This window comes from Pseudomonas sp. C9D1 (assembly GCF_056491235.1).
The window spans coordinates 309,684-330,018 of sequence record NZ_JBSZIE010000003.1 but is presented as its reverse complement, the minus strand read 5'-3'; the positions used below and the strand labels follow the sequence as shown (position 1 = coordinate 330,018).

Annotated in this window: 19 protein-coding genes; 10 read left to right on the top strand and 9 right to left on the bottom strand. The window is 66.4% G+C overall.

The window, feature by feature from the left end; genetic code table 11:
* Positions 1-26: 26 nt before the first annotated feature.
* Entirely contained in the window at positions 27-2,495 is a 2,469-nt protein-coding gene (locus ACXI0U_RS28970; protein WP_043244714.1) for a glycogen/starch/alpha-glucan phosphorylase, read from the top strand.
* Positions 2,496-2,539: 44 nt separating this feature from the next.
* Here ACXI0U_RS28970 and ACXI0U_RS28965 read toward each other — a convergent pair whose 3' ends face one another.
* From ACXI0U_RS28965 to ACXI0U_RS28955, 3 genes are all read right to left on the bottom strand, one after another.
* Positions 2,540-3,511: an IS110 family RNA-guided transposase gene (locus ACXI0U_RS28965; protein WP_350446189.1), complete on the bottom strand. Its 972-nt coding sequence runs from the start codon at positions 3,509-3,511 to the stop codon at positions 2,540-2,542.
* 571 nt (positions 3,512-4,082) lie between these two features.
* Positions 4,083-4,517: a hypothetical protein gene (locus ACXI0U_RS28960; protein ID WP_184489187.1), complete on the bottom strand. Its 435-nt coding sequence runs from the start codon at positions 4,515-4,517 to the stop codon at positions 4,083-4,085.
* Positions 4,514-4,771, bottom strand: a complete 258-nt coding sequence (locus ACXI0U_RS28955) for a hypothetical protein (RefSeq protein ID WP_479551213.1) — start codon at positions 4,769-4,771, stop codon at positions 4,514-4,516. The genes ACXI0U_RS28960 and ACXI0U_RS28955 overlap by 4 nt, the downstream gene beginning before the upstream one ends.
* 381 nt (positions 4,772-5,152) lie before the next feature.
* Here ACXI0U_RS28955 and ACXI0U_RS28950 point away from each other — a divergent pair, with 381 nt between their 5' ends.
* The gene (locus ACXI0U_RS28950) at positions 5,153-5,326 is read left to right on the top strand and encodes a con-10 family general stress protein (RefSeq protein WP_081672301.1); all 174 of its coding nucleotides are present in this window, start codon (positions 5,153-5,155) and stop codon (positions 5,324-5,326) included.
* A gap of 145 nt (positions 5,327-5,471) precedes the next feature.
* Positions 5,472-7,607: a catalase HPII gene (katE, locus tag ACXI0U_RS28945; RefSeq protein ID WP_479551212.1), complete on the top strand. Its 2,136-nt coding sequence runs from the start codon at positions 5,472-5,474 to the stop codon at positions 7,605-7,607.
* A 49-nt stretch (positions 7,608-7,656) separates the two neighbouring features.
* Here katE and ACXI0U_RS28940 read toward each other — a convergent pair whose 3' ends face one another.
* Positions 7,657-8,286 carry an NAD(P)H-binding protein gene (locus ACXI0U_RS28940; protein WP_479551211.1) on the bottom strand — a complete coding sequence of 210 codons (630 nt, stop codon included), beginning with the start codon at positions 8,284-8,286 and terminating at the stop codon, positions 7,657-7,659.
* Positions 8,287-8,472: 186 nt separating this feature from the next.
* Between ACXI0U_RS28940 and ACXI0U_RS28935 the strand changes: the two genes are divergently transcribed.
* From ACXI0U_RS28935 to ACXI0U_RS28910, 6 genes are all read left to right on the top strand, one after another.
* A complete protein-coding gene (locus tag ACXI0U_RS28935) occupies positions 8,473-8,625 on the top strand; it encodes a PSPA7_2676 family Cys-rich small protein (RefSeq protein ID WP_479551210.1) in 153 nt (50 codons plus the stop codon).
* Positions 8,619-9,113: an MgtC/SapB family protein gene (locus ACXI0U_RS28930; RefSeq protein WP_031288210.1), complete on the top strand. Its 495-nt coding sequence runs from the start codon at positions 8,619-8,621 to the stop codon at positions 9,111-9,113. Before ACXI0U_RS28935 ends, ACXI0U_RS28930 begins: the two co-directional genes overlap by 7 nt.
* Positions 9,114-9,181: 68 nt before the next feature.
* A complete protein-coding gene (locus ACXI0U_RS28925) occupies positions 9,182-9,424 on the top strand; it encodes a hypothetical protein (protein WP_021220760.1) in 243 nt (80 codons plus the stop codon).
* Between the two features lie 20 nt (positions 9,425-9,444).
* Positions 9,445-10,326, top strand: coding sequence for a non-homologous end joining protein Ku (gene ku, locus ACXI0U_RS28920; RefSeq protein ID WP_350446301.1), 882 nt, complete (start codon positions 9,445-9,447; stop codon positions 10,324-10,326).
* 28 nt (positions 10,327-10,354) lie between these two features.
* Positions 10,355-12,910, top strand: coding sequence for a DNA ligase D (gene ligD, locus ACXI0U_RS28915; RefSeq protein ID WP_479551209.1), 2,556 nt, complete (start codon positions 10,355-10,357; stop codon positions 12,908-12,910).
* Positions 12,911-12,990: 80 nt separating this feature from the next.
* Positions 12,991-13,848, top strand: coding sequence for an SDR family oxidoreductase (locus ACXI0U_RS28910; RefSeq protein WP_021220757.1), 858 nt, complete (start codon positions 12,991-12,993; stop codon positions 13,846-13,848).
* A gap of 444 nt (positions 13,849-14,292) precedes the next feature.
* Here the strand turns inward: ACXI0U_RS28910 and ACXI0U_RS28905 are convergent, their stop codons facing one another.
* The 5 genes from ACXI0U_RS28905 to ACXI0U_RS28885 form a co-directional block, all read right to left on the bottom strand.
* Positions 14,293-14,520, bottom strand: a complete 228-nt coding sequence (locus ACXI0U_RS28905) for a hypothetical protein (protein ID WP_021220756.1) — start codon at positions 14,518-14,520, stop codon at positions 14,293-14,295.
* A 587-nt stretch (positions 14,521-15,107) separates the two neighbouring features.
* Positions 15,108-15,347, bottom strand: a complete 240-nt coding sequence (locus ACXI0U_RS28900; protein ID WP_316927459.1) for a hypothetical protein — start codon at positions 15,345-15,347, stop codon at positions 15,108-15,110.
* 150 nt (positions 15,348-15,497) lie between these two features.
* The gene (gene acuI / locus ACXI0U_RS28895) at positions 15,498-16,481 is read right to left on the bottom strand and encodes an acrylyl-CoA reductase (NADPH) (RefSeq protein ID WP_479551208.1); all 984 of its coding nucleotides are present in this window, start codon (positions 16,479-16,481) and stop codon (positions 15,498-15,500) included.
* Positions 16,482-16,519: 38 nt separating this feature from the next.
* Positions 16,520-17,152, bottom strand: coding sequence for an acrylate utilization transcriptional regulator AcuR (acuR, locus tag ACXI0U_RS28890; protein ID WP_479551207.1), 633 nt, complete (start codon positions 17,150-17,152; stop codon positions 16,520-16,522).
* 55 nt (positions 17,153-17,207) lie between these two features.
* Complete coding sequence (locus ACXI0U_RS28885; RefSeq protein ID WP_479551206.1) at positions 17,208-17,855, bottom strand: DsbA family oxidoreductase; 648 nt, start codon at positions 17,853-17,855, stop codon at positions 17,208-17,210.
* A 246-nt stretch (positions 17,856-18,101) separates the two neighbouring features.
* Here ACXI0U_RS28885 and fusA point away from each other — a divergent pair, with 246 nt between their 5' ends.
* Positions 18,102-20,204 carry an elongation factor G gene (fusA, locus tag ACXI0U_RS28880; RefSeq protein WP_271661060.1) on the top strand — a complete coding sequence of 701 codons (2,103 nt, stop codon included), beginning with the start codon at positions 18,102-18,104 and terminating at the stop codon, positions 20,202-20,204.
* Positions 20,205-20,335 lie beyond the last annotated feature (131 nt).

Here is a 20,335-nt window from a genome sequence, read left to right as displayed (position 1 = left end):
GCGCCTCATCAGCCAAGGAGCAGGACATGTCCACCGAGAAAGCCGCCACCCCGGCCGGCCCCACGCCGGTCGAGGCCTTCAAGCAGAACATCCTCGCCAAGCTCAAGTACGCGGTCGGCAAGGACCCGCGCAATGCCTACAGCCACGACTGGTTCGAAGCCGTGGCCCTGGCCGCCCGCGACCACCTGGTGGACAACTGGGAAGAGGCCGAGGCGCAGGTCGACCGCAAGCAGCACAAGCGCGTCTATTACCTGTCCCTGGAGTTCCTTATCGGTCGCCTGCTGGTGGACTGCCTGAGCAACCTGGGCCTGCTGGAAACCGCCCGCGCGGCCCTCGCCGAGCTGGACGTGGACCTGGACACCATCCGCCAGGTGGAGCCCGACGCGGCCCTGGGCAACGGTGGCCTGGGGCGCCTGGCGGCCTGCTTCATGGAAAGCATGGCGACCCTCGGGCTCGCCGCCCACGGCTACGGCATCCGCTACGAGCACGGCCTGTTCCGGCAGGTGGTCAGTGATGGCTGGCAGCAGGAGCACACCGAAACCTGGCTGGATTTCGGCAACCCCTGGGAGTTCGAGCGGCCCGAGGTCAGCTACAACATCGGCTTCGGCGGCAGCGTGCTCACCGAAGATGGCGAGGGCGAGGTGCCGCGCCAGGTCTGGCAGCCCAACGAAACCCTGCGCGCCATCGCCTATGACACGCCGGTGGTGGGCTGGCGCGGTGCCAGCGTCAACACCCTGCGCCTGTGGCGCGCACGGGCCATCGAAGACCTGCAGCTGGAGCGCTTCAACGCCGGCGACCACTTCGGCGCGGTGGCCGATGTGGTGCGTGCCGAGAGCATCTCGCGGGTGCTGTACCCGGCCGACAGCACCGAGGCCGGGCAGGAGCTGCGCCTGCGCCAGGAATACTTCTTCGTTTCCGCCTCGCTGCAGGACCTGCTGCACCGCCACATGACCAGCCACGGCGACATCCGCTCGCTGCCGGAGAAGGCGGCGATCCAGCTCAACGACACCCACCCGGCCATCGCCGTGGCCGAGCTGATGCGCCAGCTGGTGGATGTCTACCAGATCGAGTGGTACGCGGCCTGGGAAATGACCGTGGCGACGCTGTCCTACACCAACCACACCTTGCTGCCGGAGGCGCTGGAATCCTGGCCGGTGTCGCTGATGGAGCGCCTGCTGCCCCGGCACATGCAGATCATCTACCTGATCAACGCCTACCACATCGATTCCCTGCGCGCGCAGGACATCCACGACTTCGCCCTGCTGCGCTCGGTGTCGCTGATCGAGGAAGACCACGGGCGCCGGGTGCGCATGGGCAACCTGGCGTTCCTCGGCTCCCACAGCATCAATGGCGTTTCGGCGCTGCACACCGACCTGATGCGGGAAACCGTGTTCCGCGACCTGCACCGGCTCTACCCGCAGCGCATCGGCAACAAGACCAATGGCGTGACCTTCCGCCGCTGGCTGTACCAGGTGAACCCGCTGCTCACCGGGTCCCTGGTGGACGCCCTCGGCGAAAACCTGCTGGACGCCCCCGAGGAGCTGCTGCGCAACCTCGAGCCCCATGCCGACAAGGCCGGCTTCCGCAAGCAGTTCGCCGCCCACCGCCAGCAGAACAAGGCGGCCCTGGCGCGGCTGGTGCACGAGCGCCTGGGCATTCACCTGGACACCGAGGCGATCTTCGATGTGCAGGTCAAGCGCATCCACGAGTACAAGCGCCAGTTGCTCAACCTGCTGCACACCGTGGCGCTGTACCAGGCCATCCGCAACGAGCCGACCACCGACTGGGCGCCACGGGTGAAGATCTTCGCCGGCAAGGCGGCGGCCAGCTATCACCAGGCCAAGCTGATCATCAAGCTGGCCAACGACATCGCCCGCACCATCAACGCCGACCCGACGGTGCGCGGGCTGCTCAAGGTGGTGTTCATCCCCAACTACAACGTCAGCCTGGCGGAGGTGATCATCCCTGCGGCCGACCTGTCCGAACAGATCTCCACCGCCGGGCTGGAAGCCTCCGGCACCAGCAACATGAAGTTCGCCCTCAACGGCGCGCTGACCATCGGCACCCTGGACGGCGCCAACGTGGAGATGAGCCAGCTGATCGGCGCCGAGCACATGTTCATCTTCGGCATGACCGCCGGCCAGGTGGAGCAGCGCAAGCGTGCCGGCGAGCTGGACATGAGTGCGGTGATCGCCGGCTCCGAGCGCCTTAGCGGGGCGCTGGAGGCGGTGCGCCGTGGGGTGTTCTCGCCGGATGACCCGCACCGCTACGAAGCCTTGGTGGAGGGCCTGGTGCGGGACGACCGCTTCATGGTCTGCGCGGATTTCGACGCCTACTGGCACGCCCAGCGCCGCGTCGACGCCGCCTGGCAGAAGCCCGCGCAATGGTGGAAATCGGCCGTGCTCAACACCGCCCGCGCCGGCTGGTTCTCCTCGGACCGCACCATCGGCGAATACGCCGCCGACATCTGGAAGGTGCCCACCAACCGGGATTGACCGGAGCAGAGCAGGGGGCTGACGCGTAGATACCGTCTTGATCCCTAGTGAGCAAGGGCCAGTTTTACGTCGTACGGCTGGCCCGATTTCAAGACGCCATAAGCGATGTTCAGCAGCTTACGCATCGCTGCGCAGATGATCTGCATGCCGGTCTTGCCCTTGGCTCTGAGGCGTTCTCTCATCGCTTTGATCGCCCCGTTGTGCTGCAGGGCGCAAACGGCAGGCATGTACAGCCCAGCACGCAGCCGCGATGAGCCCATCTTGGAAATGCGGGTCTGCCCCCGGTACTTACCAGACTCCTGCAAACGCGGGTTGAGCCCGGCAAAGGCGGTAATCGCGCGACTGCTGGTGAAGCGATGAGGGTCGCCCAGCTCCGCCAGGATCAGGGCGGCTGTCTTGTCCGCGATGCCATCGATGCTGGTCAACAGATCACGTTTGCCACGCAGATCCGGGTCATTGTCGATGTGGTCGTTGATGGCCTTGAGGGTTTCCTCGATCTGTTGCTCGATGTGCCGCAACACTGAGCGGATCGACTCCTGCACGCTGGTATCGGCCACCTCCAGGCGATTGCTCTCCATCTGCTGGATTTCCTGCAGATCCGCCAGGCGCCGCATCAGTGCTTTCAGGCGCCGTATGGCGCGAGGTTCAGGCTGCCAGGGCCGTAGCTCGTCTTGGTGGCGCTCGCCGTATTCGGCGATCAGCTTGGCGTCGACCTTGTCAGTTTTCACGCGCTGCAGCTGACTGCGGGCGTAGTGAGCGATCTGCGCAGGGTTGAGGACGCAGACCCGATAGTTCTGCTCCAGCAGCCATTCGGCCAGGGCTTCATGGTGGATGCCGGTGGCTTCCATCACGACCCAGGCACCCGCCTCGCTGTGCTTGTTCAGCCACTCCTGCAGCGTGCGAAAGCCCGCCTCGCTGTTGGCCAACTTGGCCTTGGTGCGGTACTTGCCGTTCGCCTGCAGGGTGGCGATATCGAACGTGTGCTTGGCAATGTCGATACCAATGACACTGGGCATGTGAGCTCCTCCTGATCTTTTCAGACACGATCATCACTGCACCCGGCCCAACCTTGTGAATGCGAGCTCTGGGCTCAAGATACCGTTCGGGCTGTTCGAGTGAGTGTGGAGGGGCGGAGCACTATCTACGTCGCAGGCTCAGGGCCTAAGGGTGGACACGACTTCCAGCCCCTCCCCCGATGATCAGTCGGGAACTATTACCCCTGAAGGGGTAGTTAGTCGAGATACAAGGGTGGACGACGCTCCACCCGTCCACCATTCGCAGCTCGAGGTGGCACCGCAGTCATGCCCTGGCAGGTGCTGTGTAGGGGCGACTTCAGTCGCCAAGCGACGCGCAGCGCCGCCGCTCTGTGTAGGAGCGAATTCATTCGCGATCGAGAGAGCACCGCGCGCCGGGTTTCACCCGACCTACCTGTCGCTCAACCATCGTGCTCACCTGCGACACCGCCTGGTGGAGGTGAAAAGCGACCTCCACCCCACACCCGTGTGTGAGAGCGAGCTCATGGGTGAGGTGCAGCGGTAGGGTGGACGACGCTTCACCCGTCCACCACGCGGAGCATCCGCGACGGCCCTACCAGAACCCCGCCTGGCGGCGTTCGGTGACGTAATCCAGGGGCAGGGCGAAGGCCTTGAGGAAGAAGGCGGCGAGGCGGGTGTCGATCACCGTTTCGTTGATCGAAGCCAACTGCGCCGGCAGGGTGCGAGTTTCGTCGTTGAAGGCGTAGAACTCTTCATGCACCAGGCCCAGGTTGGCCGCGTCGGCGATGATCCGGTAGTGGCTGGTACGCGTCCCCGGGTTGCTGGCGGCCAGGCGCAGTTGCGGGTGCAGCGGGTCGCTGCTGTCCATCTCCACCGTCACCTCGATGCCGCCCCGGCGGGCATGGCGCGCCGCTTCCTCGAACAGCGGCAGGGCCTGGCTGGCGAGGGCCGTTTCGACGTCGCGGAGAAACTCATGGGTCTTGCTGGGCGAGGGGAGCGAGGTCGGCTCGGGTGCGGCTGGATTCATGGCAAGGCTCCATCGGGTTGCGAACACAGGGCCGACCACTCTTCCAGTAGCGCGGGCCCCAATTTGAATAGAGCCTCCTGGTTGCCATAGGTTGCACGGGTAATGCCCACCACCGTCAGCTGCCGTTCGCCATCGTGCAGGTGAATGGTCAGGGTGCCATCCGCCTCCATCACGCAGTGGCCATGGGTGCTGGGCCGCAGACGCTGGTTGAAGTGGATTTCGATATCGCGGGCACGGGGTTGGCTGCTGGGCACGGTGACTACCTCCGGTCGCAGGATAGGGGCGGCAACTCCGCTCCGGTGTCTTGCCTGTTTTCACCTTAAACCCCTGCCGACACGCGTAAATACTGGCCAACGGCCCAGGTACGGCATGGGCCGGGAATTGCCCGTGATTACATCAGCCTGCGCCCGCGAAATACCTCCCGGCAGTTAATTGGCGGCGGCCCCTGTGATTGGCGTTCGCTATCGACCCCCTAGTCGTGGCCATAGCCGCACTCAATCGACAGCCCCGCAGCCCGCGCCGAACGGGGTGCAAATAGTTAGAACCTCTCCGCAATGCTGCCCTCAGACCTTCTAGGCGCCGGTTTGGCGCCTGCTCCACCAACGTCAGATCAACGACCAGAGAGGACCTGTGCAATGGCTCAACATCGAGGCGGCAAAGGCAACTTCGCAGAAGACCCACAACGCGCATCCGAAGCCGGTAAGAAGGGCGGACATGTGAGTGGTGGCAATTTCAGGAACGACCCGGCACGCGCATCCGCAGCCGGCCGCAAGGGAGGACAGCGCAGCCACAGCAATAACAGTGACTGACGCCTAACGGGGGGCGGCGGCATGCGGCCGTCGCTCCCCACCCTTGCCGCATTACCTGCCATACCCGTGATTACCTGCGCACGCGCAATGCGTCGTCAGGCCCGGCGCCTGCCTGGGCGTCGATTCCAAGCCAGGAGAAAGCCCGATGCCCACCCAGAAGAAGACCGGCAGCCAACTCGCCGGTACCGACACCCCCGACCGTGAAAACAGCAACCGCAAGCTCGACCAACTGGAGGGCTTTCGCGAAGACGCTACCGACCAGGCCCTGACCACCAACACCGGCACGCGCATCGCCGACAACCAGAACAGCCTGAAGGCCGGCGAGCGCGGCCCCTCGTTGCTGGAAGACTTCATCCTGCGGGAGAAGATCACCCACTTCGACCACGAGCGCATTCCCGAGCGCATCGTCCATGCCCGTGGCGCTGCGGCCCATGGCTACTTCCAGGTCTACGAGCCGCTGGCCGAGCTGACCAAGGCCGACTTCCTCAACGAGCCGGCGAAGAAAACCCCGGTGTTCGTGCGCTTCTCCACCGTGCAGGGCCCGCGTGGCTCGGCCGATACCGTGCGCGATGTGCGCGGCTTCGCGGTGAAGTTCTACACCGACGAGGGCAACTTCGACCTGGTGGGCAACAACATGCCGGTGTTCTTCATCCAGGACGCCATCAAGTTCCCCGACTTCGTGCACGCGGTGAAGCCCGAACCGCACAACGAAATCCCCACCGGTGCCTCGGCCCACGACACCTTCTGGGACTTCGTCTCCCTGGTGCCCGAGTCGGCGCACATGGTGCTCTGGACCATGTCCGACCGCGCCATCCCGGTGGGCTACCGGGGCATGCAGGGCTTTGGCGTGCACACCTTCCGCCTGATCAACGCCGAGGGCCGCAGCGTCTTCGTCAAGTTCCATTGGCGGCCCCTGTCGGGCGTCTACTCGCTGGTCTGGGACGAGGCGCAGAAGCTCGCCGGCAAGGACCCGGACTTCCAGCGCCGCACCCTCTGGGAAGACATCGAAAAAGGCGACTACCCGGAATGGGAGCTGGGCCTGCAGGTGATCCCCGAGGAGGACGAGCATAAGTTCGACTTCGACCTGCTCGACCCCACCAAGCTGGTGCCCGAGGAGCTGGTGCCGGTGCGCAAGGTGGGCAAGCTGGTGCTCAACCGCAACCCGGACAACTTCTTCGCCGAGACCGAGCAGGCCGCTTTCCACCCCGGCCACCTGGTGCCCGGTATCGACTTCAGCAACGATCCGCTGCTGCAGGGGCGGCTGTTCTCCTACACCGACACGCAGCTCTCGCGTCTTGGTGGGCCGAACTTCAACGAGATTCCCATCAACCGCCCGCTGTGCCCGTTCCACAACAACCAGCGTGACGCCCAGCACCGGCAGACGGTGAACAAGGGGCGTGCTGCCTACGAGCCCAACTCCATCGACGGCGGCTGGCCGAAGGAGACGCCGCCCGCCGCGCGCAGCGGTGGCTTCAGCAGTTACCACGAGCCGCTGTCGGGCACCAAGCTGCGCAAGCGCGCCGACTCCTTCGCCGACCACTTCTCCCAGGCGCGGCTGTTCTACAACAGCCTCAGCGAGACGGAGAAAGGCCATGTAGCGGCGGCCTATAGCTTCGAGCTGGGCAAGGTGGAGCGGGTGCACATCCGTGAGCGCCAGGTGAAGGAAATCCTCGCCAATATCGACCTCGACCTGGCCCGCCAGGTGGCCGAGAACCTCGGTCTCACACCGCCCCAGGCGCCCACGGTGCAGGTGCCGGAGATCGGCCTCAAGGCCTCGCCCGCACTTAGCCAGATGAACCTGCTGCCTGGTGATATCAAGTCGCGCAAGGTGGCCATCCTCATCGCCAATGGCGTGCAGGGCAGTGATGTGGAGTTCATCCAGGGCGAGCTGAAGAAGGCCGGCGCCAGCGCCAAGCTGCTGGCACCGAGTTCGGCACCGGTGAGCACCGCGGAGGGCAAGCAACTGGTACCCGATGCCACCATCGCCGGGCTGCCTTCCATCGCGTTCGATGCGGTGTTCGTGCCCGGTGGCGACAGTGCGGCGAAAACCTTCGGCGGGGATGGCGATGCGCTGCACTACCTGCAGGAGGCCTACAAGCACCTCAAGGCCATCGCCCTGTGCGGCGCGGCGGGCGATCTGGCCAGCCAGCTGCACCTGGAGGCGGACGAAGGACTGCTCAGCGGTGCCGCCGCCAAGGACGTCACCAAGCCGCTGTTCGATGCCATCGCCAAGCACCGGGTCTGGGCGCGGGAGCCCAAGGCCAAGGCGGTGCCGGCCTAGCCCGCAACCGGCGCCAGGGAAGGCGCTGGGGCGGGGGCGATGCTGCCAATCAGCCCTGGATGCGCACCCGCTGGTGCCGGTGGGCCGCCAGCTGGCATTCATCGAGCACGGCGGCGGCGAAGCGGCGCAGGGCGGTCACGGCATCGGGCTCGTTGCTGTGGGTGGGGGCGAGGAAGTGGTCCAGGCCGAACAGGTCCTCGCCACCCACGCTCGGTGCGTCCACCAGGGTCCAGCCCAGGGGGCTGTCCAGCAGGCGCTGTTGCAACTGCGCACCGGGCCCGTCCGGGTAGCCGGCGGTTTCATCCAGCCAACGGAAGTCACCGATCACCAGCAGGCGATTGACCTTGGCCAGTGCCAGGCCGTCGAGCAGGGCGGTGATGCTGCGGAATTCCATCTCGAACCCCACCGCTGGTTGCCGGGCGCTGGCCAGCAGCGGCTGGCTGCACAGGTTGCACAGCACGGCGTCCATGCCTGCCACCGCATGGCTTACGGCCAAGGCATCGAAGGGGTCGCCGGGCTTGGTGCGGATGCCGGGGCGTGAGGGGACGACATTGAGGTCGTCGAGCAGTGCGGTGGCTTCCCATTGCCGGCTCAGGGCCTCCACCAGCACGGCGCTGCCCAGGCTGCCGAGGGCGCCGAACAGGGCCAGCTTGTAGGCGGGTGATTCGAGGTTCTTCATGGAAATTCCTTGGCAGTGTTGCGGGGCTTGCCATCTAGACCCGGGGCACGGCGCAAAGGGTTCATGAATCGCTCCGAGCGGCTTTGCCCGTGGCCTGGCGGCAAAAAACAGCAAACCTTTGGCGAAGTGCCACAGTCGAAAAACATGAGTCCGGTATTCATACGGCACCCCGCCGGTGGAGGTGACATGACGCTCTTCTGTCTGATCGGTGGTTGTTCCTGGTCGCCCAGCACCTCGGTGCACATCGGCAAGGAAGACCTGCTCTGCCAGGTGTGCGCCCGCTGCGGTGCCTATCGCTACCTGCCCCTGAAGGGCGCCCTGGAGCGCGGTGGATCGTGACCTGGTGGGACCAAGTCCTGGCGACCCTCGCCAGCGAGTTCTCCGACCTCGATGACCCCACCCAGGCGACCCGGGTGACCTTGCGCGTGCTGCTGGCCGCGTTGCTCGGCGGCCTGCTCGGCTTCGAGCGCGAGCAGCACGGCAAGGCGGCCGGCATCCGCACCCACATGCTGGTGGCCCTGGGCGCCGCGCTCTTCGTCCTGGTGCCGCAAATGGCCGGCGCCGAACACGATGCGATGAGCCGGGTGATCCAGGGCATAGTCGCGGGCATCGGCTTTCTCTGCGCCGGCACCATCCTCAAGCGCGACAGTGTGGCCGAGGTGAAGGGCCTGACCACTGCCGCCGGCCTCTGGCTGACCACCGCCATTGGCGTCACCGTCGGCCTCGGCCGCGAAGCCACGGCGGTTCTCGCGACCCTGGTGGCGCTGGTGATCCTCAACCTGGTGCCGCACCTGGTGGCCCGCCTGGAAAAGTTGGACAAGCGATAGGCGAAACTCTTTTCCGCCGACGCCACTCAGAACCTTGTGTGGCAGTCAGCAACAAGGAGCTTTTCGCCATGTTCAGAGACTTCAAACACTGCACCGCATGGACCGATGCCATGAGGGAAGGGCAGAACTACGTCGGCCTCATCGAGTACCAGCCCAAGCGCGAAGGTGCCGGCGTGCGCGTGCTCTGGGTGCTGACGCCGGGCTGTGTGTGCGAGAACGAGGCGGAGACCGCCGCCGACAACATGCTGCGCGAGATCCGCGACATCACCGTGGAAGGCAGCGTGATCTACAGCGACGGCGTGGCGCTCTAGGCCCGCCCGAGAGGTGACCCATGGCGCGTGCGATCTGGAAGGGCGCTATCAGCTTCGGCCTGGTGCACATCCCGGTGGGCCTGGTTTCGGCCACCTCGTCCCAGGGCGTGGACTTCGACTGGCTGGACAAGCGCAACATGGACCCGGTGGGCTACAAGCGGGTCAACAAGCGCACCGGCAAGGAAGTGGCCAAGGACGATATCGTCAAGGGCGTGGCGCTGGAGAAGGGCCGCTATGTGGTGATCAGCGAGGAGGAAATCCGCGCCGCCCACCCCGAGGCGACCCAGACCATCGATATCTTCGCCTTCGTCGACAGCGCTGCCATCCCCCTGCAGAACATCGATACCCCCTATTACCTGGCACCGGTCAAACGTGGCGAGAAGGTCTATGCCTTGCTGCGCGAGGCGCTCTCGGGCACCGCGAAGGTGGCCCTGGCCAATGTGGTGCTGCACACCCGCCAGCACCTGGCGGCGGTGATGCCGCTGGAGTCCGCGCTGGTGCTGGTCATGCTGCGCTGGCCCGCCGAGGTTCGCGGGCTGGAAAGCCTGGAGCTGGGCAGCGCGGTGACCGACGCCAAGCTGGCCAAGGCCGAGCTGGACATGGCCAAGCGGCTGATCAAGGACATGAGCGCCGACTGGCAGCCGGACGAGTACGTCGACAGCTTCACCGACCGCATCATGGAACTGGTGGAGCGCAAGGCCAGCCAGGGCCGCATCGAGGCGGTGGAGTCGCCAGCGGGCGAGGAGCAGCGGCGCAGCGCCGATGTGATCGACCTCACCGACCTGCTCAAGCGCAGCCTCGGCGGCAAGCCCGCCAGCAAGGCCAAGCCGGCGAAGGCGGCCGCCAAACCGGCGCGCAAGAGCAGCGCCAAGCCATCACGGAGCAAGGCCAAGGCTGGCTGAATCCGCATCCACGCCGAGGTGATCCGCCATGGCCCGCCGTTCCAGCGAGTACAACCGCAAGCGCAATTTCGAGGTCACCTCCGAGCCCCATGAGGCTGGGCGGCCCAAGGGCCGGTCCAGGGCCGGCGCGCTGGGTTTCGTGATCCAGAAGCACGACGCCCGCCATCTGCATTACGACTTCCGCCTCGAACTGGACGGCACCCTGAAGAGCTGGGCGGTGCCCAAGGGGCCGAGCCTGGACCCCAAGGACAAGCGCCTGGCCGTGCATGTGGAGGACCACCCGCTGGGCTACGCCGACTTCGAGGGCAGCATCCCGGCCGGGCAATACGGCGCGGGCGATGTGATCGTCTGGGATCGCGGCATCTGGCAGCCCCATGGCGACCCGCGCGCCGCCTACGCCGCCGGCAAGCTGACCTTCACCCTGGTGGGCGAGAAGCTCAGCGGCGAATGGAGCCTGGTGCGTACCCGCCTGCGTGGCAGTGGTGACAAGGAGCAGTGGCTGCTGATCAAGCAGGACGATGAGGTGGCGCGCCCGGCGGACGAGTACGACATCGTCTCCGCCGAGCCGGCCAGCGTGATCAGTGGTGCCGATGTGGGCAGCGATGCGCCGGCCGCTCGGCCGCGTGCTTCCAAGGCGGCCAAGGCGCGCAAGGGCGAGGGTGCCGAACCGGGCATGCCCGACACCTTGGCGCCGCAGTTGGCGACCCTGGTGGATGCGCCACCCTCGGGCGACTGGCGCTACGAGATCAAGTTCGACGGCTACCGCATCCTCGCCCGCATCCGCGACGGCGAGGTGCGCCTCTACACCCGCAACGGCAACGACTGGACCGCGCGCCTGCCGCTGCAGGCCCGCGACCTGGCGGCGCTGGACCTGGGCGACAGCTGGCTGGACGGCGAGGTGGTGGTGCTCGACGACGACGGCCTGCCGAGCTTCCAGGGCCTGCAGAACGCCTTTGAAATCGGCCGCAGCCACAGCATCCTCTACTACCTGTTCGACGCGCCGTACCTCGACGGCCGCGACCTGCGCCAGCAGCCGCTGGAGGACCGCCGCGCCGCCCTGGAGCGGGTGCTCAAGGGCCACAAACGCAGCCTGCTGCGTTTCTCCCAGGATTTTGCCGCCAGCCACGAATCGATCCTGGAAAGCGCCTGTTCCATGTCCCTGGAAGGGGTGATCGGCAAACGCGCGGGCAGCCCCTATCGCTCGGCTCGCAGCCCGGACTGGATCAAGCTCAAATGCCGCCGGCGCCAGGAGTTCGTCATCGTCGGCTACACCGGGCCCAAGGGCAGCCGCAGCGGTTTCGGCGCCTTGCTGCTGGCGGTGCACGACGAGCCGGGCGGGGCGGAGCTGCGCTACGCCGGGCGGGTGGGCACCGGCTTCGACGAGGCACGGCTGGCCGACATTCTCGGCCGCCTGCAGGCCATCGCCCGCAAGGACAGCCCGCTGACCAAGGCCCTGACCGCCAGCCAGCGCCGGGGTGTGCACTGGGTGGAGCCGCAACTAGTGGCCGAGGTGGAATTCGCCGAGTGGACCGATGACGCCATCGTGCGCCAGGCGGCGTTCATCGCCCTGCGCAGCGACAAGCCGGCGGAGCAGATCATCCGCGAGCAGCCGCGTAGCGCCTCCAGCCTGAGAAAGGCCCCCGCGGCGGTCGCCGAGACGGCCGGGCAAGCCGGGGAGGGTGGCCGCCAGACCCTGGCCAAGGTGTCCATCAGCCATCCGCAGCGGGTCATCGACGACCAGAGCGGCACCCAGAAACTGGAACTGGCGCGCTACTACGCGGACGTGGCCGAGTGGGTGCTGCCGCACCTGAAGGGGCGCCCGGTATCCCTGTTGCGGGCGCCGGAGGGCGTCGGTGGCGAGCTGTTCTTCCAGAAGCATGCCGAGCGCCTGGCGATTCCCAATATCCGTCACCTCGACCCGTCGCTGGACCCCGGGCACGCGCGGCTGATGGAGATCGACACGCTGGAGGCCCTGGTGGGCGCGGTGCAAATGGGTGCCATCGAGCTGCACACCTGGGGCGCCACCAGCGACCGCATCGAGCGACCCGACCGCCTGATCCTCGATCTCGACCCGGACCCCAAGCTGCCCTGGAAGACCATGCAGGAGGCCACCCGCCTGACCCTATCGGTGCTCGATGAACTGGGCCTGCAGGCCTGGCTGAAAACCAGCGGCGGCAAGGGCATGCACCTGGTCGTCCCGCTGGCGCGCCATGCCGGCTGGGACGAGGTGAAGGGGTTCGGCAAGGCCATCGCCAGCTTCCTCGCCCGCCAGTTGCCGGAGCGCTTCGTCGACAAGATGGGGCCGAAGAACCGCATCGGGCGCATCTTCGTCGACTATCTGCGCAACCAGCGTGGCGCCAGTACCGTGTGCGCCTACTCGGTGCGGGCTCGGCCGGGGCTACCGGTATCGGTGCCCATCGAGCGCGATGAGCTGGAGCGGCTCAAGGGCTCGGCGCAATGGACCCTGGGCAACCTGCGTCAGCGCCTGGACGGCCTGGATCGAGACCCCTGGCACGACTACGTCGCCCGCCAGCGCATCACCCGCGCCATGTGGGAGCGCCTGGAAGCGGTGCCGGAGGACTGAGGCCGCTGGGTGAATTTCCCTGAACCGGCCGCGCCAGGGCCAGTCCTGTTGAGTAACAGGCACTGATACGGGAGACGACCATGAGCGACGAACAGACCTTTCCGCCCCAGCACCAGGACCAGCAACCGGGCCAGGAAACCGAGATGCGCCCGCAGCCGCTGACCATCGGTGAGTACTACCAAGCCGCCGGCAAGCTCGACGGCATGACCGCCATCGTCACCGGGGCCGACAGTGGCATCGGCCGTGCCGTTGCGGTGCATTACGCCCGCGAGGGTGCCAACGTGGCGGTGCTTTATCTGAACGAGGTGGAGGATGCCGAGCGCACGCGCCTGGAGGTGCAGGCGGCGGGGGGCGAGGCGCTGCTGTTCGCCGGTGATGCGGCCGATGGCGAGTTCTGCCGCCGGGTCATCGAGGCGGTGATCGAGAAGTGGGGCAGGGTGGACGTGCTGGTGAACAACGCCGGTGAGCAGCATCCCCAGCAACGCCTGGAGGACATCTCCGAAGAGCAGTGGGAGCAGACCTTCCGCACCAACATCTTCGCCATGTTCCAGCTGACCAAGGCCGTGCTGCCACACCTGCGCCCGGGGGCCAGCATCATCAACACCAGCTCGGTGACCGCCTACAAGGGCAACCCGACGCTGCTGGACTATTCCTCCACCAAGGGCGCGATCACGTCCTTCACCCGCTCCCTGGCGCTGAACCTGGCCAAGCGTGCCATCCGCGTCAACGCCGTGGCCCCGGGGCCGATCTGGACGCCGTTGATCCCGTCCACCTTCGATGCCGAGAAGGTCAGCCACTTCGGCGCCGAAACACCCCTCGGCCACCCCGGCCAGCCGGCGGACGTGGCCCCGGCCTACGTCTACCTCGCCAGTGCCGACTCGGCCTATGTCAGCGGCCAGGTGCTCCACGTGAACGGCGGCATCGTGGTGAACGGCTAGGGCGTCACGCGGCGATGTTCGTGTGGGAGCGGCTTCAGCCGCGAAAGACCTGCAGCAGGCACTGGGTCACGAGCCGGCCTGACACTCCATCGCGAATGAATTCCACGAGGTGGGCATGCGTGTGGGCTGCAAGGTCGCTGGGTGGATGAGAAGAGCGCCATCCACCCTACACACCGATTGGCTTCGTGGTTCGGGCTGGGCACGGTGCCGTAGGTTGGCGCCGAGCGCAGCGATGTTCGGCCCCGCTGCAGGCCCTTCCCGTGGGAGCGGCTTCAGCCGCGAAAGACCTGCCGCAGGCACTGGGCCGCGAGCCGGCGGGACACTCCATCGCGAATGAATTCGCTCCTACAACAAGTGGTGCCACACCCGACGGCACCAACCGGGGTAAATCGCAGGCAAGAAAAAGCCCCGCTTATGCGGGGCTTTGGGTCGACGTGCCTGGCGTCAGGCGGCGAGGGCGCGTTGGGCGCGATCGATCACCTGCTGAAGCTGGCTGGAGTTGCTGTACTGCTCCGGGTAGATGCGCTGGCTGTGGCAGGCGACACCGTACTCGCTGACGATGGTGAAGCTGAAGCCGCCCTTGCGGGAAGGCGCGTTGATCTGACACTGGAGCGGCGCAAATGCGCGGGTAAGGGTGGTAATGGCTTGTTCGGCCTGGTGGTGGATAGTCATATTGTTAGGTCCTGCAAAGTGCGGCAATCAGGCCGCGTAATAAAACTCCGAATCCGTCGCCCACCTTGGGCACACCGGATGATCCTTATCGGAGCGAATGAGCTGGCGGAAAGTTCCGCCTGTGAGCGGAGCGTGCCAGCCAAGTACTTTGGATGCCAGGTTGTAATCGTGGGCAAGGTTCCGGCCCGGTGATTGTCCTGATCAGACTTCTGGATGGGAGGCCAGGACGAATGCGCTGCCAGTGATTGGCGGGAGGCATGGGTCAGGTAACCATCGAGGAGACCGGCGTCGCGATGCGCATGAGAAGCGCTGGCTGCGACTGGCCGGATTGACTTACAGCTTGGTACTAGGTGCGCGATCATACGGCAAGCTCCGTTGATTGGATAGGGCCACCCGGGCCCAGATGTATCCGAATCTTTCCTTTTTCTACCCCTTCTTCATGACAATCCGTCGATTCTGCTTCCCGCCCCTGTGACCGCCCAGCGGACGCGTCCGATTCGCGGGCAAAAAAAAGCAGCTCGGGGGGTGAGCTGCGTATTGGCCAAAGGGGGGAGTGGCCATGGGAGGAGCATGCAATCTGGGGTGACTCAGCCCTTGCTCGGCTGCACGTCGCGGATGGCGTTGGACATCCGTTGATCCTGTTTCAGCAGCGCCCGGCGGACCTTGGCCAACTGCTCGGGCGGCAGGCCGCTCTTGCCGAACATCTCCAGGGCGAACTGGCGGACCTGCGCATCGGTGTAGGGCGTTTCCTCGCTGTGTTGCGGCGAGGCGCAGCCAGCGAGCGCGAGGGTGGCGAGCAGGGCGATGAGTGCGATCGACGTGTGCATCTGGCCCTCCTGTTCGGCTGTCTGCGTTGCGATGGGCGCAGATTAGCCAAGCGGCGGTCGGGGCAGAAATCATCAGGCTTGATAGTGATTATCGGGGCAGCGCATCGTGCGCCGCAGAGGGCGCCGCCAGGCTGGCGGCGCCCGGAAGGGTCAGCGGTTGACGTCCACCACCACGCGGCCACGCACGCGGCCTTCGAGCAGTTCGCTGGCGCTGAACACGGCCTCGCCCAGGCCGATCTCGCTGGTGATCTCGTCCAGCAGCGCCAGGTCGAGGTCACGCACCAGGCGGTCCCAGGCCTCGATGCGGTCGGCGCGTGGGCGCATCACGCTGTCGATGCCGGCCAGGGTCACGCCGCGCAGGATGAAGGGCGCGACGCTGGCAGGGAAGTCCATGCCCTGGGCCAGGCCACAGGCGGCAACGGCGCCGCCGTAGCGGATGCCGGCGCAGACGTTGGCCAGGGTGTGGCTGCCCACCGAGTCGACGGCGCCGGCCCAGCGTTCCTTGCCCAGCGGCCGGCCGGGCTCGGAGAGACTGGCGCGGTCGATGATCTCAGTGGCGCCCAGGTGCTTGAGGTAGTCCGCTTCCTGGGGCCGACCGGTGGAGGCCGCCACCTGGTAGCCGAGGCGGGCGAGCAGGGCGATGGCGAAGCTGCCGACCCCGCCGTTGGCGCCGGTCACCAGCACCTGGCCCTTGTCCGGGGTCACGCCGTTGCGCTCCAGGGCCAGCACCGAAAGCATCGCGGTGTAGCCGGCGGTGCCGATGGCCATCGCCTGGCGCGGGGTGAAGCCAGCCGGCAGGGGGATCAGCCAGTCGCCGTTGAGGCGCGCCTTCTGCGCCAGGCCGCCCCAGTGGGTCTCGCCCACGCCCCAGCCGTTGAGCAGCACGCGGTCACCGGCCTTGAAGGCGGGGTTGTCGCTGGCTTCCACGGTGCCGGCCAGGTCGATGCCGGCGACCATGGGGAATTTGCGCACCACCGGGCTCTTGCCGGTGATGGCCAGGCCGTCCTTGTAGTTCAGGGTGCTGTAGTCGACCTGCACGGTGACGTCGCCCTCGGGCAGTTGCGCCTCGTCCAGCTCGGCCAGCGTGGCGCGGTAGCCCGCGTCGTCCTTGTCGATCAGGATGCCTTTGAACATCGGTTGTCTCCTCATGGGAAGCAGTGGAAAGGGACGGGCTAGCGGGGCAGCCCGGCGATAAATCCTTGGATGAAGCAGTCCAGCGGCCCGTTGTCCCGCACCAGCCGGGCGCGCAGCACGGCGCCTTCCCAGCCGATCCAGAAGAACGCCGCCCAGTGCGCGCAATCCGTGTCCGGGGCCAGCTCGCCCTCGGCCTTGGCCGCCTCCAGGCACAGCGACAGGCGCTGTTGCCAGCTGAGCAGGATGGCCTCCAGGGACTCTCGGAAGGCCTCCGGCAACTGGGTCACCTCCTGGCCCAGGTTGCCCACCAGGCAGCCGCGGCGGTACTCGAAGCGCTGCATGCCGGCCTTGGCCTCCTCGACGAAGGCGGCGATGCGCGCCAGGGGCGGGCGCGACTCGTCCAGCAGGCAGCGGTCGAGCTTGCGCGCGAAGTAACCGGCGTAGTTCTCCAGCACCGCGTGGCCGAAGTCTTCCTTGCTCTGGAAGTAGTGATAGAACGAGCCCTTGGGCACGCCGACGCGGCTCAGCACCGTGTCGATGCCGGTGCTGAGAAAGCCCTGTTCGGTGAGGATCTCGGTGCCGCAACGCACCAGGGCGTCGCGGGTGTCGAGGTTGTCGCGGGCGACCTTGGGTGGTCGGCCGCGACGGGGCGGGGGAGTGGAATCGGTCATGGCGGAGGATATTAGACCGATCGTCTATAAAATCAAGGGTGCTGCGCGAAGGCCTCTATTCGGCCGCAACGAGCTGGCGGATCGCCTGCTCGAAATACTCCGCCGGCTGGCCGCCGCTGATCAGGTGGCGACCGTTGAGGATCACCGACGGCACCGAGCGGATGCCGTGGCTGGTGTAGAAGTTCTCCTCCTCGCGCACTTCCTCGGCGAAGCGGCCGGATTCCAGCACCTCGCGCGCCGCCTCGGCGTCCAGCCCGGCGGCAGCGGCAACCTCCACCAGCACCGCGCGGTCGCTGGGGTTGCGCCCCTCGGTGAAGTAGGCGGCCAGCAGGCCCTGCTTGAGTTCCAGCTGGCGCCCCTCGAGCTCCGCCCAGTGCAGCAGGCAGTGGGCGTCGAAGGTGTTGTAGATGCGCCCGCGCGCCTGCATGTCGAAGCGGAAGCCCACCTCGGCGCCGCGCTGGCGGATGTGCTCGCGGTTGGCGGCCACCTGTTCCGGTGTGCTGCCGTACTTCTGCTGGATGTGCTCGACGATGTCCTGACCCTCGGGCGGCATATCCGGGTTCAGCTCGAAGGGCTTGAAGGACAGCTCCACCCGCACCTCGTCGCCGAGGTTGGCGATGGCCTGCTGCAACGCGCCCAGGCCCACCGCGCACCAGGGGCAGACCACGTCGGATACGAAGTCGATGCTGATGGTCTTGCTCATGGGAAATGCTCCGGTGATGGAAAGATGCCGCCCAGTCTATGCCTCGAAGGCGTGCACGGCGACGCATCGCACGACTGTCATCGGCCGGCGGTAAAAAAACAGCGGCCTGACGACGCTTCGCGGCTTGCGTCGGCGGCATCTTCAACCATGCTTGGTAATCCGCCCCGGCTGCTTCGCCGCTCGCGTCCCCGAGCGGCCGTGCCGTTCCCGTTCCGAACCCATCCCGACCATTACGAGGTGTAGACAATGGCCCGCGCGACCCCCATCAACCGCTACCGCAACATCGGCATCGTGGCCCACGTGGATGCGGGCAAGACCACCACCACCGAGCGGATCCTGTTCTACACCGGGGTCAACCACAAAATGGGCGAAGTGCACGACGGCGCCGCCACCATGGACTGGATGGTGCAGGAGCAGGAGCGCGGCATCACCATCACCTCGGCCGCCACCACCGCCTTCTGGTCGGGCTCGGCCAAGCAGTTCGACAAGTACCGCTTCAACATCATCGACACCCCCGGGCACGTCGACTTCACCATCGAGGTGGAGCGCTCCCTGCGTGTGCTCGACGGCGCGGTGGTGGTCTTCAGCGGTGCTGACGGCGTCGAGCCGCAGTCTGAAACCGTGTGGCGCCAGGCCAACAAGTACGGCGTGCCGCGCATCGCTTACGTCAACAAGATGGACCGTGCCGGCGCCAACTTCCTCTGGGTGGTCGGGCAGATCAAGCAGCGCCTCGGCCACACCCCGGTGCCCATCCAGCTGCCCATCGGTGCCGAGGAGAACTTCGAGGGCCAGATCGACCTGCTGAAGATGAAGGCCATCTACTGGAACGACGCCGACCAGGGCACCAGCTTCCGCGAGGAAGAGATCCCCGCCAACCTGCTGGCCGAAGCCGAGGAGTGGCGCGAGAAGCTGGTGGAGGCCGCCGCCGAGGCCAGCGAAGAGCTGATGAACAAATACCTCGAAGGCGAGGCGCTGAGCATCGAGGAGATCAAGGCCGGCCTGCGCCAGCGCACCATCGCCTGCGAGATCGTCCCCGCCGTGCTCGGCTCCTCGTTCAAGAACAAGGGCGTGCCCCTGGTACTGGACGCGGTGATCGAACTGCTGCCGGCGCCCATCGAGATCCCCGCCATCAAGGGCACCCACCCGGACGACGAGGAGCGCCACGACGAGCGCCATGCCGACGACGACGAGCCGTTCTCGGCCCTGGCCTTCAAGATCGCCACCGACCCCTTCGTCGGCACCCTGACCTTCACCCGCGTGTACTCCGGCGTGCTCAGCTCCGGCGACTCGATCCTCAACTCGGTCAAGGGTAAGAAGGAACGCGTCGGCCGCATGGTGCAGATGCACGCCAACACCCGCGAGGAGATCAAGGAGGTACGCGCCGGCGACATCGCCGCACTGATCGGCATGAAGGACGTCACCACCGGCGACACCCTCTGCGACCTCGACAAGCCGATCATCCTCGAACGCATGGACTTCCCCGAACCGGTGATCTCGGTGGCGGTGGAGCCCAAGACCAAGGCCGACCAGGAAAAGATGGGCATCGCCCTCGGCAAGCTGGCCCAGGAGGACCCGTCCTTCCGCGTGCGCTCGGACGAGGAGTCCGGCCAGACCATCATCTCCGGCATGGGCGAGCTGCACCTGGACATCCTCATCGACCGCATGAAGCGCGAGTTCAACGTCGAGGCCAATATCGGCAAACCCCAGGTGGCCTACCGCGAGAAGATCCGCAACAAGTGCGAGATCGAAGGCAAGTTCGTCCGCCAGTCCGGCGGTCGCGGCCAGTTCGGCCACTGCTGGATCCGCTTCGAACCGGGCGAGGACGGCAAGGACACCCTCGAGTTCGTCAACGAAGTGGTAGGCGGCGTGATCCCGCGCGAATACATCCCGGCGATCCAGAAGGGTATCGAGGAGCAGATGAAGAACGGCGTGCTCGCCGGCTACCCGCTGCTCGGCCTCAAGGCCACGGTGTTCGACGGCTCCTACCACGACGTCGACTCCAACGAGATGGCGTTCAAGATCGCCGCCTCCATGGCCACCAAGCAGCTCGCGCAGAAGGGCGGCGCGGTGCTGCTGGAGCCGATCATGAAGGTCGAGGTGGTCACCCCCGAGGACTACATGGGCGACGTCATGGGCGACCTCAACCGCCGTCGCGGCCTGATTCAGGGCATGGACGATGCCCCCGCCGGGCGCATCATCCGAGCCGAGGTGCCGCTGGGCGAGATGTTCGGCTACGCCACCGACGTGCGCTCCATGTCCCAGGGCCGCGCCAGCTACTCCATGGAGTTCTCCAAGTACGCCGAAGCCCCCGCCAACATCGCCGAGACCATCGTCAAGAAACAGGGCTAGCCCCTGCGCACGGCCCTCTCTCCATGAGAGGGCCGCCTCTGTAGCCCGGGCTTCAGCCCGGGAATTCCTCACGCGAAAGCTCCGACTGCCAAATGCCGAGATGGGGCATGCGTTGGTACGTACCCTCTGCC

Coding starts and splice junctions, on each gene's coding strand:
- ACXI0U_RS28905 (WP_021220756.1), bottom strand. CDS start 14,520: ATGACTATCCACCACCAGGCCGAACAAGCCATTACCACCCTTACCCGC.
- katE (WP_479551212.1), top strand. CDS start 5,472: ATGCCCACCCAGAAGAAGACCGGCAGCCAACTCGCCGGTACCGACACC.
- ACXI0U_RS28970 (WP_043244714.1), top strand. CDS start 27: ATGTCCACCGAGAAAGCCGCCACCCCGGCCGGCCCCACGCCGGTCGAG.
- acuI (WP_479551208.1), bottom strand. CDS start 16,481: ATGTTCAAAGGCATCCTGATCGACAAGGACGACGCGGGCTACCGCGCC.
- ku (WP_350446301.1), top strand. CDS start 9,445: ATGGCGCGTGCGATCTGGAAGGGCGCTATCAGCTTCGGCCTGGTGCAC.
- ACXI0U_RS28965 (WP_350446189.1), bottom strand. CDS start 3,511: ATGCCCAGTGTCATTGGTATCGACATTGCCAAGCACACGTTCGATATC.
- ACXI0U_RS28950 (WP_081672301.1), top strand. CDS start 5,153: ATGGCTCAACATCGAGGCGGCAAAGGCAACTTCGCAGAAGACCCACAA.
- ligD (WP_479551209.1), top strand. CDS start 10,355: ATGGCCCGCCGTTCCAGCGAGTACAACCGCAAGCGCAATTTCGAGGTC.
- ACXI0U_RS28910 (WP_021220757.1), top strand. CDS start 12,991: ATGAGCGACGAACAGACCTTTCCGCCCCAGCACCAGGACCAGCAACCG.
- ACXI0U_RS28900 (WP_316927459.1), bottom strand. CDS start 15,347: ATGCACACGTCGATCGCACTCATCGCCCTGCTCGCCACCCTCGCGCTC.
- acuR (WP_479551207.1), bottom strand. CDS start 17,152: ATGACCGATTCCACTCCCCCGCCCCGTCGCGGCCGACCACCCAAGGTC.
- ACXI0U_RS28940 (WP_479551211.1), bottom strand. CDS start 8,286: ATGAAGAACCTCGAATCACCCGCCTACAAGCTGGCCCTGTTCGGCGCC.
- ACXI0U_RS28885 (WP_479551206.1), bottom strand. CDS start 17,855: ATGAGCAAGACCATCAGCATCGACTTCGTATCCGACGTGGTCTGCCCC.
- ACXI0U_RS28935 (WP_479551210.1), top strand. CDS start 8,473: ATGACGCTCTTCTGTCTGATCGGTGGTTGTTCCTGGTCGCCCAGCACC.
- ACXI0U_RS28960 (WP_184489187.1), bottom strand. CDS start 4,517: ATGAATCCAGCCGCACCCGAGCCGACCTCGCTCCCCTCGCCCAGCAAG.
- ACXI0U_RS28925 (WP_021220760.1), top strand. CDS start 9,182: ATGTTCAGAGACTTCAAACACTGCACCGCATGGACCGATGCCATGAGG.
- fusA (WP_271661060.1), top strand. CDS start 18,102: ATGGCCCGCGCGACCCCCATCAACCGCTACCGCAACATCGGCATCGTG.